This is a genomic window from Paraclostridium bifermentans (assembly GCF_964259345.1).
Lineage (GTDB): Bacteria > Bacillota > Clostridia > Peptostreptococcales > Peptostreptococcaceae > Paraclostridium > Paraclostridium bifermentans_B.
The window spans coordinates 240,313-256,723 of sequence record NZ_CAXVJR010000004.1; the positions used below are offsets into that span (position 1 = coordinate 240,313).

Below are 16,411 nucleotides of genomic sequence, written 5' to 3' on the forward strand. Positions count from 1 at the left end.
GGTATGAACAATTATGTAATAAATGTAGAAAATGTATACAAGAGTTATCAATTAGGAGAAGAAAAATTAACTATATTAAATGATATATCTCTCAAAATTAAAACAGGTGAATTTGTAGCCATAGTTGGACCTTCAGGTTCAGGAAAATCAACTTTTATGAATGTATTAGGATGTCTTGATTTAGCTGATGAAGGAAAATACTTATTAGACAATGAAGATATAGAAAATTTAAGCGATGATGATTTAAGTGAAATAAGAAATAAAAAGATTGGATTTATATTTCAACAATTTAATTTACTTAATAAATTAAGTGCATTAGAAAATGTTGAATTACCATTAATGTATCAAGGTATATCACCGAGTAAAAGAAAAAAACTAGCAACAGATGCACTTAAAAAAGTAGGGCTTGAAAGTAGAAAAGGACATATGCCAAATCAGTTATCAGGAGGACAACAGCAAAGGGTTGCAATAGCAAGAGCCATAGCAACTAATCCTCAAATATTATTAGCAGACGAACCAACAGGAGCATTAGATAGTAAAACTAGTGAAGAAATATTAAACATAATAAAAGATTTAAATAAAGAAGGTAGAACGATAATAATGATAACTCATGATAATGAAATAGCAAATCAAGCGCATAGAAAAATTCGTATAAAAGACGGTAGACTTTACGAATAAAGGAGGTAAGACATGGGTTTTTATGAAAATTTCAAAATGGCATTTAGACAGTTAGTATCTAATAAAATGAGAACACTTCTTACAATGCTTGGTATAATAATAGGTGTGGCTAGTATAACTTTATTAGTATCAGTTGCTAAAGGAATGCAATCAAGTGTGAATGAACAAATGAGCGGATTAGGTTCAAATCTTGTAACTGTAAATATTTTACCAAACCAACAAAATAAAATATTAAGTTATAAAGATAGTAAGAAATTTGAAGATATAGATAACATAGACTATATAGCACAAGCAACTAGTGGTAAGGTAACTGTAAGTGCTAACAACCAAAGTAAAGATATAAGTGCTGTTGCAACTACAGATACTTACAAGGAGGCTAAGGATTTAAATCTTAAAGAAGGTAGATTTTTACTTCCAATAGATTTAGATTACAATAGTAAGGTAGTAGTTCTTGGAAATGATGTAGCAAAAGATTTATTTAATGACAGAAGTCCAATAGGAGAGTATGTAAATATAAATTCTATACCTTATAAAGTAGTAGGAGTTATGGACAAAGATGAAAATGCTATGATGAATACTAGTGATAATAGAGTTTTTGTTCCTATAACAAGTGGACAAAGACTTCTTAAAAATACAGGTGTTGAAGAAATGTATATAAGTGCTAAAAGTGCTGAGGATACACCATATATAGAAGATGAAACAAAGGATATGCTATATGATGAATTTTCAGATGAAGATTTATATGTAGTGTTTAATCAACAAGCTATACTAGATACTATGGAATCTATACAAGGAACTATGACTATAGTTTTAGGAAGTATAGCAGGGATATCATTAGTAGTTGCAGGAATTGGTATTATGAATATAATGTTAGTATCTGTAACTGAAAGAACTAAAGAAATCGGAATAAGAAAAGCGCTAGGAGCTAAAAGAAAAACTATACTAATTCAATTTTTAATAGAATCTACAATAGTTAGTTTACTAGGTGGTATAGTAGGTGCGATAATAGGTATAGTAGGAGCTAAAATAATATATTATATTATGGGGATTAGTGGAGCTATATCTTGGAGTGTAGTAGGAGTAGCTTTAGGATTTTCTATATTTGTAGGTGTTGTATTTGGGATAATGCCAGCTAATAAAGCTTCTAAATTACAACCAATACAAGCATTAAAGAGTGAGTAATAGAATATGAAAGGATGAAGTTATGGTTAACATACTTGTGGTAGATGATGATAAAAATATAAGGCAGTTAATATCAGTTATACTTAAAAAAGAAAACTTTAACGTATATGAAGCAAGTGATGGGCAGGAAGCTTTAGATATTATAGAAAATAAAAAAATAGATTTAAGTATTATAGATATAATGATGCCTATAAAAGATGGGTATTCATTAACAGAAGATATAAGAAAAAGCTATGATATGCCAATTCTTATGGTTACTGCAAAATGTGAATCACAAGATAAGTTAAAAGGATTTGAATTGGGGATTGATGATTATATCGTCAAGCCCTTTGATTTATTGGAGCTAGTAGCTAGAGTAAAAGCAATGTTAAGAAGGTACAAGATTTTTTCAAAAAATATAATAAAAATAGGAAATATTGAATTAGATTACAATAAGTGTTCACTTAAAATAAATGATGAAGAAGTACCTATAGCACTAAAGGAATTTCAGGTATTGTTTAAATTGAGTAGTTTTGAAGGTAAAATATTCACTAGAAATGAACTTATAAAAGATATCTGGGGTATAGATTATGAAGGTGATGATAGAACTGTAGATGTACATATAAAAAGGCTAAGAGAAAAATTGGAAAAGTCTAGAGTAAATATAAATACAGTTAGAGGATTAGGATATAAGTTAGAGGTAATAAAGTGAGAAAGAGCATATATTTTAAACTTGTAATAGCTTTTATTTTTACTATAATTATAGGGATTTTCTTGAGTTTTGAGTTGAATTATAATCTATATTTTGACAAAATATATGATAATTTAAGCAATAAACTTTTAACTACGGCTAAAGATGTAGAAGTACTTTACAAAGATCAAAGTGAAGAAAATTTTGATGATATACTAAATACTAGTGTTTTTTCACCATATAATATTAATATATATAAGAATGGAAAACTAATAAAAGTTTATGGAGAAAATTTAAAAGTTACAAAAGAATCTATAAAAACCTTAGACGAAGGTAAGATATATATAAACCAAATTAAGCCAAGTAAATTTCCTATAAAAAATATGCCTACAGTAGGATATCCATTTGAATTTAAAAATGATAGTTATTATGTATATATAACTATAAATTTAGTAGAACATTTTTTTGATGTGAGTATACCTATAAAGATAAACTTTATAATCATAATATTTACAGGAGTTGTTATGTTTAGCGTATTAGCTAAGACTATTGTAAGTAGAATTAAAATCTTGACTATTGCTTCTAAAGAAGTTGAAAGTGGAAACTTTGAAATGAAAATAGAAGCTAAGGGAAAGGATGAAATATCAAAACTTACTAAAAATTTTAACTCAATGGTAAAAAAAATAAGAAAAACAGAACAAATGAGGCAAGAATTTGTAGCTAATGTATCTCATGAAATTCAATCACCTATAACTTCTATAATGGGATTTTCAACACTTTTACAAAGCGATTACTTAGATGATGAAGATAAAAAAAGTTATGCTAAGATAATAGAAGAGGAAAGTAGAAGATTATCAAAGTTAAGTGAGAATTTGTTAAAGTTAACAACTTTGGATAATGAGCAAAATATAATAAAAAAATCAAATTTTTATCTAGATGAACAGATAAGAAAAGTAATTCTTATGATGGAAAATCAGTGGGCTAAGAAAAATATTAACTTTAATATAAACTTACCTAAAACAAAGATATATGCAGATAAAGACCTGTTAGAGCAAGTATGGATAAACTTAATTAACAATGCTATAAAATTTAGCTATGAAAATAAGTCTATTGATATAAACATAGAAAATGTAGAAAATAAAATCAATGTAAGTATTAGAGATTATGGCAGTGGTATTAGTTATGACAAAATAGAAAAGATATTTGATAGATTTTATCAAGCTGATGAGTCTAGAAAAATAGAAGGTAGTGGACTTGGTTTATCAATTGTTAAGAAAATTGTAGATATACATAATGGAAGTATTTTAGTAAATAGCAGAATAGATGAAGGTACTCAATTTATTGTAGTAATATAAAAAACTGTCTTAAAAATAATTAAGACAGTTTTTTATATTTAAGAAAACATTTTAAACAAGCATTTTTCTTGTTACCTAAAGAGTTCATGAACCCATCTATACTTATATAACCTAAGCTATTAACACCTACAGATTTACATATTTCATTTAAATTCATACTGGAACCTAGAAGCTCTGTGTTTGAAGTGTTAATTCCTAAACAGCAAGAAGATTTTACTACAGGAGAAGCTAATCTATAATGTATTTCTTTAGCACCAGCATCTTTTAAAAGAGATACTATTTTCTTACAGGTAGTTCCCCTTAACATAGAATCATCAACAACAACAACTCTTTTACCTTCTATATTTTCTTTAATAATATTTAATTTTAATGAAACTGTTTCATTTCTTTTTACTTGAGATGGCTTTATAAAACTTCTACCTACAAAACTATTTCTTACAAATCCTGTAGTATAAGGTATAGAAGATGCTTTAGAATATCCTAGTGCTGCAGTTATTCCTGAATCGGGAACACCTATAACAATATCTGCATCTACAGGATGTTCATTATATAAAGTTTCACCAGCTTTAAATCTAGAATTATAAACACTAACTCCGTCTATAATGCTATCAATTCTAGAAAAATATATATACTCAAAAGCACAAGTATTACATTTAGCATATTTAGATAGCTTAAAGCTTTTTACACCATTAGAATCAATTTTTAAAATTTCACCAGGTAATATATCTCTTATGAATTCTCCTCCTAAAATATCTAAAACACAGCTTTCAGAACATACTACAAAAGCATTATTAACTTTTCCTATACAAAGTGGGCGTATACCCTGTAAATCTCTAAAAGCATATAACTCATTATTTGTAAGAAGTACACATGAAAATCCACCTTCTAATTTATTTACAATAGAAGCTAATGTTTTTTCCATAGATGTATCATAATATTTTTGTATAAGTTTTAAAATAACCTCCGAATCTGAAGTCGTATTAAATTTAAAATTTTTTAGCTCTTTCTTTAAGATAGAGGCATTAGTGATATTTCCATTATGAGCTATAGCAATACTACCTAAAGAAAACTTATCTAAAATAGGTTGAGCATTTACTACATTACTTTCTCCAAAGGTAGAATATCGAACATGGCCTATGCCTAAGTAACCTTCTAATTTGTTGAATTTATTATTAGAAAAAACTTCATTAACAAGTCCCATATTTTTATAACAAGTGATATTATCTGTATTAGAGTAAGCTATTCCACAACTTTCTTGTCCTCTATGTTGCATAGTTATGAGTGAATTATAAAGAGTAGGGAAGAGGTCTACTTTATCAGTAGAAAATAGACCTACAACACCGCACTCTTCTATATATTTATCCATATTATCAATGTACATATCTAATTATCCGCTCTTAATATATTTAAATCTTTTCCTTGCATTATTTTATTCATATTTCTCATAGAACACATTTTTCCGCACATAGTACAACTATCACTATGTTCTGGAGTAGACTCTTTTCTGTATCTTCTAGCTTTTTCGGGGTCTATAGAAAGATCAAACATTGTTTCCCAGTCAAGGGCTTGTCTAGCTTTACTCATTTTATTGTCCCAGTCTCTAGATCCAGGTATTTTTTTAGCTATATCTGCAGCATGAGCAGCTATTTTAGTAGCAACAATACCTTCCTGTACATCATCTAAGTTAGGAAGTCTTAAATGTTCGGCAGGTGTTACATAACATAAAAAGTCAGCACCACAACTAGCAGCTAAAGCACCACCAATAGCACTTGTTATATGATCGTATCCTGGAGCTATATCTGTAACTATAGGGCCTAGAACATAGAATGGAGCATTGTGACAAAGTTTCTTTTCAAGTAACATATTTGCTTGAATTTCATCTAAAGACATATGACCAGGGCCTTCTATAATAACTTGAACATTTCTATCCCAAGCTCTTAGCGTAAGTTCTCCTAAAATCATTAATTCTTTTATCTGACATGCATCAGAAGAATCATTTATAGAACCGGGTCTTAACGCATCTCCAAGGCTTAAAGTTAAATCATATTCTTCACATATATCTAGAAGTTCATCGAAATACTCAAAGAAAGGGTTTTCTTTGTTGTTTAACTCCATCCAAGCATACATTAAAGAACCACCTCTTGAAACTATATTCGTAAGTCTAGTATTTCTTTTAAATACATTAGCAGTTTCTCTATTTATACCAGCGTGTATAGTTACAAAGTCAACTCCATCTTTGGCATGTTTTTTAACTACATCTAAAAACTCTTGAGCTGTAATATCTTTTAGCTCTTTATCATAAAATCCAACTGCATCATAAATAGGTACTGTACCTATCATAGCACTAGAATCAGATATTAATCTTTGTCTAAATTCTTCAGTTTTTCCAAAAGAACTTAAATCCATTATAGCTTCAGCTTTCATATCTAAAGCTAGTTTTACTTTTTTCATTTCCTCATCTATATCGTAACAATCTTTTGATATACCTAGATTTACATTAATTTTTGTTCTTAAATTTTGACCAACACCTTCAGGATTTAAGGATGTATGATTTTTATTAGAAGGTATAGCAATTTGACCACTTGCAACTAAACTTTTTAAAATTTCTACATCAATATTTTCTTTTCTAGCTACAATTTCCATTTCTTTAGTAGTAATTCCTTTTCTAGCAGCATCCATTTGAGTTGTGTAATTCATTTTAAAATCCCCTTTTTTATGTATTTTTAAAAATATTATTTAAGCATAATATTCTTAAACGTAAAGAAAGCTTTGCCGTAGGGCAAAGCTTTTTAGCTATGTATTATAGAAATGTACTATAAAAAATATAGTCATTATCATAATCTCAAGAAAATAACTTTCCTACGGTAGTTCTAACTACTTCAGGTTCGGAGGGTTAATGAATAAAATTCATCTCTCAGCCAAGATGGCACCCCTAGTTAATCTATTTATTTTTAGTTGAATTACTTAAGTAACTTCAAAATCATTATAGTCTTAAAAAAATATTATGTAAAGGTTTTTTTGATAAGTAATTTATTGATAATTAATATCATAATTAAAAATATACAAAAAATTTATAATGAAAAAGTAAGCGTTATTGTAATTCAAATACTAAAATTAAAATATATAAAGGAGTATGAAAATGAAACTGAATTTAATAGGGATTGATGAAAAAACAATAAATGATTTATTGCAATTAAAAAGAGTTATAGATTTTGAAATAGATGTAAAAGGTGAAAAAGTAAATATACATAAGTTAGATGAAGATGAAAAAATAGACATTGAAATAAGTAAAGGGATAATAAAATATAAATGTAAAAATCATTTGTTTAGAGCACTAAGTATATACATTCAAAATAGTACAAATACAGAATTTAATATAAAAGAAATTCAACAAATTAAATATATAGGGCCTATGATAGATGTATCTAGGAATGCAGTTTATAAAATAGATAAGTTAAAAGATATTATGGTTAATATGGCAATACTTGGATTTAATGAAATGATGCTATATACAGAAGATACGTATGAAATATCAGAATATCCATACTTTGGATATTTAAGGGGTAAATATTCAAAAGAGGAGTTAAAAGAAATAACTAATTACGGAGAAATTTTAGGAATAGAGGTTATACCATGTATACAAACACTAGCACATTTAAAACAAACTCTTAAATGGGATTATGCAAAAGACATAAAAGACACCGATGATGTATTAATTGTAGGGGAAGATAAAACTTATGAATTTATAGAATGTATGATTAGAAATTTAAGAGATTGTTTTAAAAGTAATAAGATACATATAGGAATGGATGAAGCTTTTGGTTTAGGTAGAGGAAAATATCTAGATAAAAATGGGTATAAAAACCATTACAGTATTATGACAAAACATTTGGACAAAGTGTGTGAAATATGTAAAAAGTATAATTTCAAACCTATGATGTGGGATGATATGTTTTTTAGAATTGGTTCACCAAATGGGACTTATTATAATTTAGATACAGTTATAGAAAAAGAAATTATAAATTCAATACCTAAGGACTTATCATTGGTATATTGGGACTACTATCATAATGATAAAGAAAGTTATGAAAAATTAATAGATATAAGAAGTGAACTGAATAATGAGATAATATTTGCGGGAGGCATATGGAAATGGACAGGATTAGTTCCATGTTATGATAAAACTTTTAAAACTACAAATGAAGCTATTTCAGTTTGTAAAGAAAAAAATATAAAAAGAGTAATAGCTACTATTTGGGGCGATGACTCAGATGAAACACCTATAGATACTATAATTCCAGGATTAATACTATTTTCAGAACATGCATACTCAAATAATGTAAATATGAAAGATATAAGTGACAAATGCAAATTCTTAACAAAATTAAATTTAGAAGATTTTTTTATTATACAGGACTTAGACAAAATAGAAGAAGGGGATAGCGAAAATCTTAGAACTGTAAATCCATCAAAATATTTACTATATCAAGATATATTATTAGGAGCTTTTGATGCTCATATAGAAGATTTAATAGAGTTAAAAGGAATTGAGTTTATAGAAAATTACTATATGGATTTATCCGAAAAGTTAATTAACAAAGCTAGAGATAATGATAAATTTTACAAATTGTATAAATTATATGCAAATTTAGCTAGAGTACTTTCTATAAAATCAATAATAGGAGTAAAAATAAGAAAGGCATATTTAGAAAGAAATATATTAAAATTAAAAGAAATATGTGATGTAGATTTAAAAGAATTGATAAATAGAATAGATAACTTACAAGAATCTTATAGAAAGATATTGTATAAAGAACGAAAAGGTCAGGGGTTTGAAGTTATAGATATAAGATTAGGAGGAGTAAGATCAAGAGTTATTTCTACTATATATAGGTTAGAAAGTTATATAAATAATGATATACAAGTAATAGAAGAATTAGAAGAGGACAGATTGATATACAATAAATTATTTAATGAAAATTCAAAGCAAGTAAGTTTTAATAGATATAAAGACATAGTGACACAAAATATACTTAGTTGGTAATATAAATTAAAAACAAAATGTCCTAAGAAAATATATTTTATAATCTATAGGGCATTTTGTTTTGAGTTGGGATAATAGGTACACAAATTCCTAGTAGGAATATCATATTTAATATTTTAAAAATAAACTATTAAAAAGATAACAATATTGAAAAAATAAAAGCATACATATAAAATCTTAGTAAAGATTAAAAAATAAATTAATTATAATTAATAAATGAAAAGTATATATGAATAGAATAACTAAAAAAACAATTATATGAATAGAGTGTTAATAGTACTAAAAGTTAAATATTTTAAATAAAAGGAGAGTTAATATGAATATTGTAGATTTAACACATTATATAAATGAAGATATGACAGTTTACCCAGGTACAGAAAAACCTAAAATAAAGAAAGCTAACACGTTAGAAAAAGATGGATTTAGAGAATCAAAATTGACTATGTACTCTCACGTAGGTACTCATATTGATGCTCCGGCACACATGCTAGAAAAGTCGTCTTATCTCGATGAATTACATATAAGTAACTTTATAGGAAGAGCAACTATATTAGATTTTACAAGTAAATCAAAAATAGAATTAAAAGATATCAAATTATATGAAGAAGAAATTAAAAATAGTGAATTTATAATAATTAAAACAGGATGGGAAAAATATTGGGGAGAAGATAAATACTTTAAGGGCTTTACAACTATGGATGAAGAATGCGTAAACTGGATTTCTAAATTCAATTTAAAAGGAATAGGTATTGATGCTATATCTATTGATAGTGTAGATAGCGAAGAGTTTATAGTACATAAGACTATATTGTCTAAAAACATAATAAGTATAGAAAATCTATGCAATTTAGATAGTGTGAAAAGTAAGTATTTCACATTAAGTGTATTACCTTTAAAGTTAAGTGAAGCAGATGGATCACCAGTAAGAGCTATAGCTATAGAATAATTAAAAAATTATAAAACAAAAGACAGGTTAAAAAATAATAACCTGTCTTTTATTATGCAAATATTTTAAATTGAAATAAATTACAATAATTGTTAATTTATTGATGAAAAAGTGTTATAATATTGTATACGTTGATGCTTAGATTTCTAACAAAAATCTCAAATAAAATATGGAGGTAATTATGAAAAAGGGAATTCTGGTTTTCAAAAGAGATATGAAAAATCTAGCTAAAAACCCTGTAGCACTAATTATAATCATAGGTGTATGCTTATTACCATCTCTTTATGCATGGGTAAACATAAAAGCATGTTGGAATCCTTATGAAAATACTAGTACAGTACCAATTGCAATAGTAAACAATGATAAGGGAGCAACTTTAGATGGTAAAAAACTAAATGTAGGAAATGATGTTATAAGTGAACTTAGAAAAAATAAGAAAATAGGATGGAAGTTTGTAAGTTCCGAAAAAGGTAATATGGGAGTCATGGATGGAACTTATTATGCAATGATAGAGATACCTAGCAATTTTACAAAAGACTTAACAAGTGTAACAACTGGAAAACCTAAAAAACCTACTATAATATACAAAGTAAATACAAAATCTAATCCAGTTGCAGGTAAAATAACTGAAGTAGCAGAGGAAACTCTTGTGAATCAAATAAATGCTAATTTTATAGCTACAGTAAATAAAACTGTTTTTTCAGAGTTAAATACTTATGGAAAAGATGTTGAAGATAGCAAAGATAAAATAATTGAGCTTAAAAAGGCTATAATAGCGCTTGATGAACATATGGATGTTGTAAACTTTGCACTTGAAAGTGTAAATAGTAATTCTAAGAATTTAACAGAATATTTAAAAAGCATACAATCTACATTACCACAAGTAACAAGTGGAATAAATGCAGTGGCAGACTCAAATATGAGTACAAGTGAAAATATAGCTAATATAAAAGATAATTTAAATAATTCATTTGATGGTATTAAATCAACTTTAAATCAAATTAACAATGAAAATAATCAAATAAAAGATATAGTTAGTAGCTTAAATAATAGTGACTCAATATCTAAAAACACTATAGAAAATGCTATATCTCAAATTGATAAACAAATAAATAATAGTAAATCACAAATAGACTCTATTATTAAATATTTAGATCAATTTAATAATATTAAACCTAATGAAAAAATTACTAAGTTAATAAATGATTTAAACAAGATAAAAGATCAACTAAGCAATGAACAAGATCAATTAGCTACACTAAAAAGTAAATTAGATGGATCATTAGAATCTATGAAATCTACATTAGATTCTATAAATTCTACAACAAGTAATTTATCAAGTAATGTTAATAATGCAATAAACTCATATGACTCAGAAGTTAGACCAGCATTAAACAATACAGCTGATAGTTTAGTTACAGCAACTAAAGATGCAGCAACATTAGTTGGAAGTTCTAAAGGTTTAGTTCAAGCTGTTAATGATATGTTAGGATACGCATCAAAAGGAAGTAATTTAACAGCAGAAATGACTAAAGATTTAGACTCTAAATTAAATCAATTTAAAGATGTAATACATATATTAAGTACAGAACTAAAAAAGGTTAATGATGATGATTTAGATAGTATAATAGCTATACTTCAAAGTAAACCGCAGCTTATGGGAAATTATATATCTAATCCATTTAATTTAAAGTCAGAGCCAATTTATCCTATAGCAAATTATGGTTCTGGTATGGCACCTATATACACAACTCTTGCATTATGGGTTGGAGGAATAGTACTCGTATCATTATTAAAAACAGAAGCAAAAGGATGTAATGATTTAACTATAAAAGAAAGATATATTGGTAAAATGATAACTTTTGTATTTTTAGCTATGATACAAGGTTTCATAGTAGCATTAGGTGATAAGTTTGTATTAGGAGTACAAACTGAAAACTTATTCTTATTTATATTTACAGCAGTATTATCTTCTGCAGTATTTACAATTATTTTATACACATTAGTATCACTATTTGGAAATATAGGTAAAGCTATAGGTATAGTAATGATGGTTATGCAAATTGCAGGTTCTGGGGGAACATATCCTATACAGGTAGACCCTTTAATATTTAGAATACTTCAACCATTTTTCCCATTTACCTATACGTTAAGCAACTTAAGAGAAGCTATAGCAGGACCTCTTTTAAGCACAGTTATGTTTAATGTTGTTATACTAATAGGGTTTGCTGTTTTAAGTATATTAATAGGATACTTCTTAAAAGAAAAACTTAATAATACTGTTACTAAGTTTGAAAAAGAATTTAAAGAATCTGGATTAGCAGAGTAATTATAGAGGTGAGAATATGAAAAAGATTTTTAAAATTTATTTAAGAGATTTAAAAAATATAGTAACTATTCCAGCTGCCTTTATAATTGTATGTGTGCTTTGCTTAATACCATCGTTATATGCATGGGTAAACATAAAGGCATGTTGGAATCCATATGTAAATACAGGAAATTTACCAGTTGCAGTAGTAAATCAAGATGAAGGAGCTTCAGTTAATGGTAAATTTGTAAATGTAGGAAATGAAATAGTAGCTGAACTAAAAAAAGATCATAATATAGGTTGGCAATTTGTAGATGAATGGCAAGGTAACTATCAATTAAATGAAGGAAAGTTTTACGCATTAATTGAGATACCTAGCGATTTCTCTAAAGATTTAGCAACGCTTACTACATCAGATCCTCAAAAGCCAAATATAATATATAAGGCTAATGAAAAGGCAAATGCAATAGCAACTAAAATAACGGATGTTGCTAAGGATAAATTAGTAGAAGAGATAAAAGCTAATTTTGTTGATACAGTAAATGAAGAAGCTTTTGCATTTTTATCGTCATTAGGAACTAAGCTAGAGGACAATAAACCTCAAATAATAGAATTGAAAGATGCATTAAATAGTACTTACAATAACTTAGAAAAGATTGATAGTTATGTAAAGGAAGCTAATTCTCATGCTGATACATTAAAAAAATATTTAAATGATACAAAAGGAAATCTTCCTCAAATAACCAAAGAGGTAAATGACCTACAAAATGTAGTAAGTAACAGCAAAGATTTAGTTACAGCAACACAAAGTAATGTAAATAATGCTTCTCAAAATTTAAATAATAACATGGCAGCTATAAATGATATACATACAAAGCTACAAAGTGAAATTAATAATTTAAAAAGCATTAATGATAGTACATCAACTGAAAATATACAAAGTTCTATAGATTCTACAATGAAATTGATTTCGTCTATGCAAAGTGCAATAGACAAGCTTATAAGTGGGCTTGAGAACTTAAATACTACACATGGTAGTAATAAGATTCAAAATACAATAAATTCACTTAATGAATTGAAAGACATACTTTCTTCAGAAAGTGAGAAATTAAATAATATAAAATCACTGCTTGAAAGTGGTGAAAATAAGGAGAAAATAAACGAACAACTTAATTCTTTATATGATTTATCAAATTCATTTAATAATAAGTTGAATTTGATAAGTTCTACTTTTACAACAGATATATCTGGTACACTAGATAGTGTAGGAGATGCTATGATTTCTAGCTCGGATAATATAAATAATGTATTACAAAGTATAAATGTTATAGTACCTCAGTTAAATGCACTTTCAAGTTATGGTATATCAAGTAGCGATGTTGCAGTGAAGCAAGCAGAAAATATTTCTAAAGAGCTAGACAAATTTGAAAAAGATTTAGATAAATTAATAGATAAAACAAAAGTATTAACAGATAAAAATTTAGATAAATTAATTTCAACATTAAATAAAAATTCAAAAGATATAGCATCCTTTATATCATCTCCTGTTAATGTTAAAACAGAAGAGTTATATAAGGCAGGAATATTTGGAGTTGCACTAATGCCATTTTATTCAGTTCTTGCTATATGGGTTGGAGCTTTATTATCAACATCATTACTTACTACAGAGTGTGAGGAACTAGAGGGAGAACATACAAATTTAGTTCAAAAACACTTTGGTAAAATGCTTACATTTATGACAGTATCTTTAATACAGTCATTAATAATTGCAACAGGAAATATATTTATATTCCAAGCACCTGTAAGTATTCCATTATTATACTTATTTACAATTGTATCATCGGTGCTATTTACAACGATAATATTTACACTAGTTTCTTTATTTGGAAATGTTGGTAAAGCTCTTGCTGTATTTATTATGGTATTTCAAATTGCTGGGTCTGGAGGTATATATCCAATACAAACAAATCCTAAGATATTTGAAGTATTACAACCGTTCTGGCCATTTACTTATGCAATAGATGGATTTAGAGAGGCTATAGCAGGTCCTAGTATGCCAGCTGTATATCATGATTTAAAGATGTTAGCAATATTTTTTATAATATTCCTATCGTTAGTTATATTTAAAAAGGTATTCCATAATATAACAGAATTTATGAATGAAAAATTTGAAGAAACTGGATTATAAAATTATAAACTGGTATGAGATAAACTATCTTATACCAGTTTTTTGTTGTGTATAGAATTAGTATTATTTAAGCAAATTAAGGAAATAATTTGTATATAACTATAAATTAAAATGAGAGGTAAAAACATGAAAAATATGAACTTAATTTTATTAACAATATTAATTTCTAGTATAAGTATAGGATGTAGCCCTACAAAAGATAATAGTAAAGCAAATCCTTCTTTAGAAGAAGCTATATTAAAAGAAACTAAAGCAACTCAAAGTGATGAAAACAGATATGTGTATTTTTATGAAGATTTAGATAATGATAAAGACTATGAAACAATTGCATACCTTTGGGGAAAAGATTTTAGTGGTAGTGGAGGCGCAACTATGTTAGTGTTTGATGAAAAAGACGATAAGTACGAATTTATATCCAAAACAACACTAGTTAATATGCCAATGGTAATAAGTGAAAACTCTACAAATGGATATAATGATATTATAGTAACTGTTAGTGGTGGAGGAATAAAAGAAGATTACAACACAGTGCTTAAATACGAAAAAGATGGATATCCTTTAAATGCAAGTATACAACCTAAAATAGATATAAATGATATAAAAGAAAAAAGTAAAATAGATATTAAAATAACTTCAGAAAGTGGATTTGGACTAAAGAAAGTAAACTAGCAAATAGCCTATAAAGATTAAAAATGAATCTTTATAGGCTATTTATTATTTTATATGAAAAGTTATTAATATATAATTGATAATATAGTTACTAAAAAGTAACCTATTATCAATTAGTATGAAAATTGGTACAATTAATAAAAATCTAAAAAAATCAAAGGAGGATGATTATGGAAAATTTGAACTTGATTGTAGTATTTATAGAAGGTATACTATCGTTTTTTTCACCGTGTATACTGCCAATACTTCCAATTTATTTAAGTATGTTATCAAATAGTAGTATAGATAATTTAAAGAGTGAAAAAAGTAATTTTATATATAGTTCATTATTTAAAAATACCATATTTTTTACGCTTGGAATATCTGTAACATTTTTTATTCTAGGTTCATCAGTAAATGTATTAAAATCATTTTTTGATACTAATAAGGATTTAATAATGCTTATTGGTGGATTAATAATAATTTTTATGGGATTATTTTATATGGGAGTTATAAAATCTACTTTATTAAATAGAGAGAAAAGATTTAAAATGGAATCTAAAGAGATGAATCCTATAACAGCACTTTTACTTGGATTTACATTTAGCTTTGGATGGACTCCTTGTATAGGACCTATACTTGCATCAGTTCTTATAATGTCATCAAGTTCTGAGAGTATAGCAGCTTCAAATTTACTTATATTAGTATATACAATAGGATTTATATTACCGTTTATAGTAGTTTCAATATTTTATAACAAACTATTTAAAACTATGGATAAAATTAAGAATCATATGGAATTGATTAAAAAAATAGGCGGTATAATACTTATATTATCAGGTTTGATTATGTCTATGAAGGGGGGAATTAACCTTTATAATCATGTAAATAAACAAGAAATGCAGATACAAGAAAATCAAAATTTAGAAAGTAAAGAAGACGAGTCAAAAGTAATGTCTGTAGATTTTACATTATATGATCAATATGGAAAAGAGCATAAACTAAGCGATTATAAGGGTAAAACTGTATTTTTAAACTTTTGGGCAACATGGTGCCCTCCTTGTAAAGAAGAAATGCCATATATAGAAGAACTTTATAATGAATATGATAAAAATAGTGAGGATGTAGTTATATTAGGAGTAGCATCGCCTAATATGGGGCGTGAAGGGTCAAAAGAACATATAACTGAATTTTTAAAGCAACAAGGATACACATTCCCTGTAGTTATGGATGAAGATGGAAGCTTACTTTATCAATATGGAATAAGTGCATTTCCATCAACATTTATAATAGACAAAGAGGGATATGTAACTCAATACATACCAGGAGCTATGGATAAGAATACTATGAAATATCTTATAGAAAGCAGTAAATAGTATAAAAGACTATCAA

12 protein-coding genes and 1 riboswitch are annotated in these 16,411 nt (G+C 26.9%); of the genes, 10 read left to right on the forward strand and 2 right to left on the reverse strand.

All coding sequences use genetic code 11. From position 1 onward, the window contains the following. Positions 1 to 3 precede the first annotated feature (3 nt). The 4 genes from ACEXNK_RS09645 to ACEXNK_RS09660 are packed head-to-tail and all read left to right on the forward strand — an operon-like array spanning position 4 to position 3,885. Positions 4 to 678: an ABC transporter ATP-binding protein gene (locus ACEXNK_RS09645; RefSeq protein ID WP_373600346.1), complete on the forward strand. Its 675-nt coding sequence runs from the start codon at positions 4 to 6 to the stop codon at positions 676 to 678. 12 nt (positions 679 to 690) lie between these two features. Further along, positions 691 to 1,860, forward strand: coding sequence for an ABC transporter permease (locus ACEXNK_RS09650; protein WP_373600345.1), 1,170 nt, complete (start codon positions 691 to 693; stop codon positions 1,858 to 1,860). Positions 1,861 to 1,882: 22 nt separating this feature from the next. Beyond that, complete coding sequence (locus tag ACEXNK_RS09655; protein WP_373600344.1) at positions 1,883 to 2,551, forward strand: response regulator transcription factor; 669 nt, start codon at positions 1,883 to 1,885, stop codon at positions 2,549 to 2,551. Then, positions 2,548 to 3,885 (forward strand): HAMP domain-containing sensor histidine kinase, encoded by a 1,338-nt coding sequence (locus ACEXNK_RS09660; protein WP_373600343.1) that lies wholly within the window; start codon positions 2,548 to 2,550, stop codon positions 3,883 to 3,885. Before ACEXNK_RS09655 ends, ACEXNK_RS09660 begins: the two co-directional genes overlap by 4 nt. A 19-nt stretch (positions 3,886 to 3,904) precedes the next feature. On the opposite strand, the gene purF is transcribed toward ACEXNK_RS09660, so the two are convergent. Together purF and thiC are read right to left on the reverse strand one after the other, a co-directional pair. Then, complete coding sequence (gene purF, locus ACEXNK_RS09665) at positions 3,905 to 5,266, reverse strand: amidophosphoribosyltransferase (RefSeq protein WP_373601591.1); 1,362 nt, start codon at positions 5,264 to 5,266, stop codon at positions 3,905 to 3,907. Between the two features lie 2 nt (positions 5,267 to 5,268). Then, positions 5,269 to 6,582 carry a phosphomethylpyrimidine synthase ThiC gene (gene thiC, locus ACEXNK_RS09670; protein WP_373600341.1) on the reverse strand — a complete coding sequence of 438 codons (1,314 nt, stop codon included), beginning with the start codon at positions 6,580 to 6,582 and terminating at the stop codon, positions 5,269 to 5,271. A 142-nt stretch (positions 6,583 to 6,724) separates the two neighbouring features. Next, positions 6,725 to 6,829: riboswitch (TPP riboswitch) on the reverse strand. Between the two features lie 195 nt (positions 6,830 to 7,024). Here thiC and ACEXNK_RS09675 point away from each other — a divergent pair. From ACEXNK_RS09675 to ACEXNK_RS09700, 6 genes are all read left to right on the forward strand, one after another. Beyond that, a complete protein-coding gene (locus tag ACEXNK_RS09675) occupies positions 7,025 to 8,929 on the forward strand; it encodes a beta-N-acetylhexosaminidase (RefSeq protein WP_373600340.1) in 1,905 nt (634 codons plus the stop codon). 316 nt (positions 8,930 to 9,245) lie between these two features. After that, on the forward strand, positions 9,246 to 9,875 hold the full coding sequence (locus ACEXNK_RS09680; RefSeq protein WP_373600339.1) for a cyclase family protein: 630 nt from the start codon (positions 9,246 to 9,248) through the stop codon (positions 9,873 to 9,875). A gap of 181 nt (positions 9,876 to 10,056) precedes the next feature. Beyond that, positions 10,057 to 12,204 carry a YhgE/Pip family protein gene (locus tag ACEXNK_RS09685; protein ID WP_373600338.1) on the forward strand — a complete coding sequence of 716 codons (2,148 nt, stop codon included), beginning with the start codon at positions 10,057 to 10,059 and terminating at the stop codon, positions 12,202 to 12,204. 16 nt (positions 12,205 to 12,220) lie between these two features. Continuing rightward, positions 12,221 to 14,371 carry a YhgE/Pip family protein gene (locus tag ACEXNK_RS09690; RefSeq protein ID WP_373600337.1) on the forward strand — a complete coding sequence of 717 codons (2,151 nt, stop codon included), beginning with the start codon at positions 12,221 to 12,223 and terminating at the stop codon, positions 14,369 to 14,371. Between the two features lie 126 nt (positions 14,372 to 14,497). After that, entirely contained in the window at positions 14,498 to 15,040 is a 543-nt protein-coding gene (locus ACEXNK_RS09695; protein WP_373600336.1) for a hypothetical protein, read from the forward strand. Positions 15,041 to 15,210: 170 nt separating this feature from the next. Beyond that, a complete protein-coding gene (locus tag ACEXNK_RS09700; protein ID WP_373600335.1) occupies positions 15,211 to 16,395 on the forward strand; it encodes a redoxin family protein in 1,185 nt (394 codons plus the stop codon). The last annotated feature ends 16 nt before the right edge of the window (positions 16,396 to 16,411 follow it).

What these genes read in the sequence shown, in the direction of transcription:
- ACEXNK_RS09645 (WP_373600346.1), top strand. Translation starts at nt 4, where the DNA reads ATGAACAATTATGTAATAAATGTAGAAAATGTATACAAGAGTTATCAA.
- ACEXNK_RS09650 (WP_373600345.1), top strand. Translation starts at nt 691, where the DNA reads ATGGGTTTTTATGAAAATTTCAAAATGGCATTTAGACAGTTAGTATCT.
- ACEXNK_RS09655 (WP_373600344.1), top strand. Translation starts at nt 1,883, where the DNA reads ATGGTTAACATACTTGTGGTAGATGATGATAAAAATATAAGGCAGTTA.
- purF (WP_373601591.1), bottom strand. Translation starts at nt 5,266, where the DNA reads ATGTACATTGATAATATGGATAAATATATAGAAGAGTGCGGTGTTGTA.
- thiC (WP_373600341.1), bottom strand. Translation starts at nt 6,582, where the DNA reads ATGAATTACACAACTCAAATGGATGCTGCTAGAAAAGGAATTACTACT.
- ACEXNK_RS09675 (WP_373600340.1), top strand. Translation starts at nt 7,025, where the DNA reads ATGAAACTGAATTTAATAGGGATTGATGAAAAAACAATAAATGATTTA.
- ACEXNK_RS09680 (WP_373600339.1), top strand. Translation starts at nt 9,246, where the DNA reads ATGAATATTGTAGATTTAACACATTATATAAATGAAGATATGACAGTT.
- ACEXNK_RS09685 (WP_373600338.1), top strand. Translation starts at nt 10,057, where the DNA reads ATGAAAAAGGGAATTCTGGTTTTCAAAAGAGATATGAAAAATCTAGCT.
- ACEXNK_RS09690 (WP_373600337.1), top strand. Translation starts at nt 12,221, where the DNA reads ATGAAAAAGATTTTTAAAATTTATTTAAGAGATTTAAAAAATATAGTA.
- ACEXNK_RS09695 (WP_373600336.1), top strand. Translation starts at nt 14,498, where the DNA reads ATGAAAAATATGAACTTAATTTTATTAACAATATTAATTTCTAGTATA.
- ACEXNK_RS09700 (WP_373600335.1), top strand. Translation starts at nt 15,211, where the DNA reads ATGGAAAATTTGAACTTGATTGTAGTATTTATAGAAGGTATACTATCG.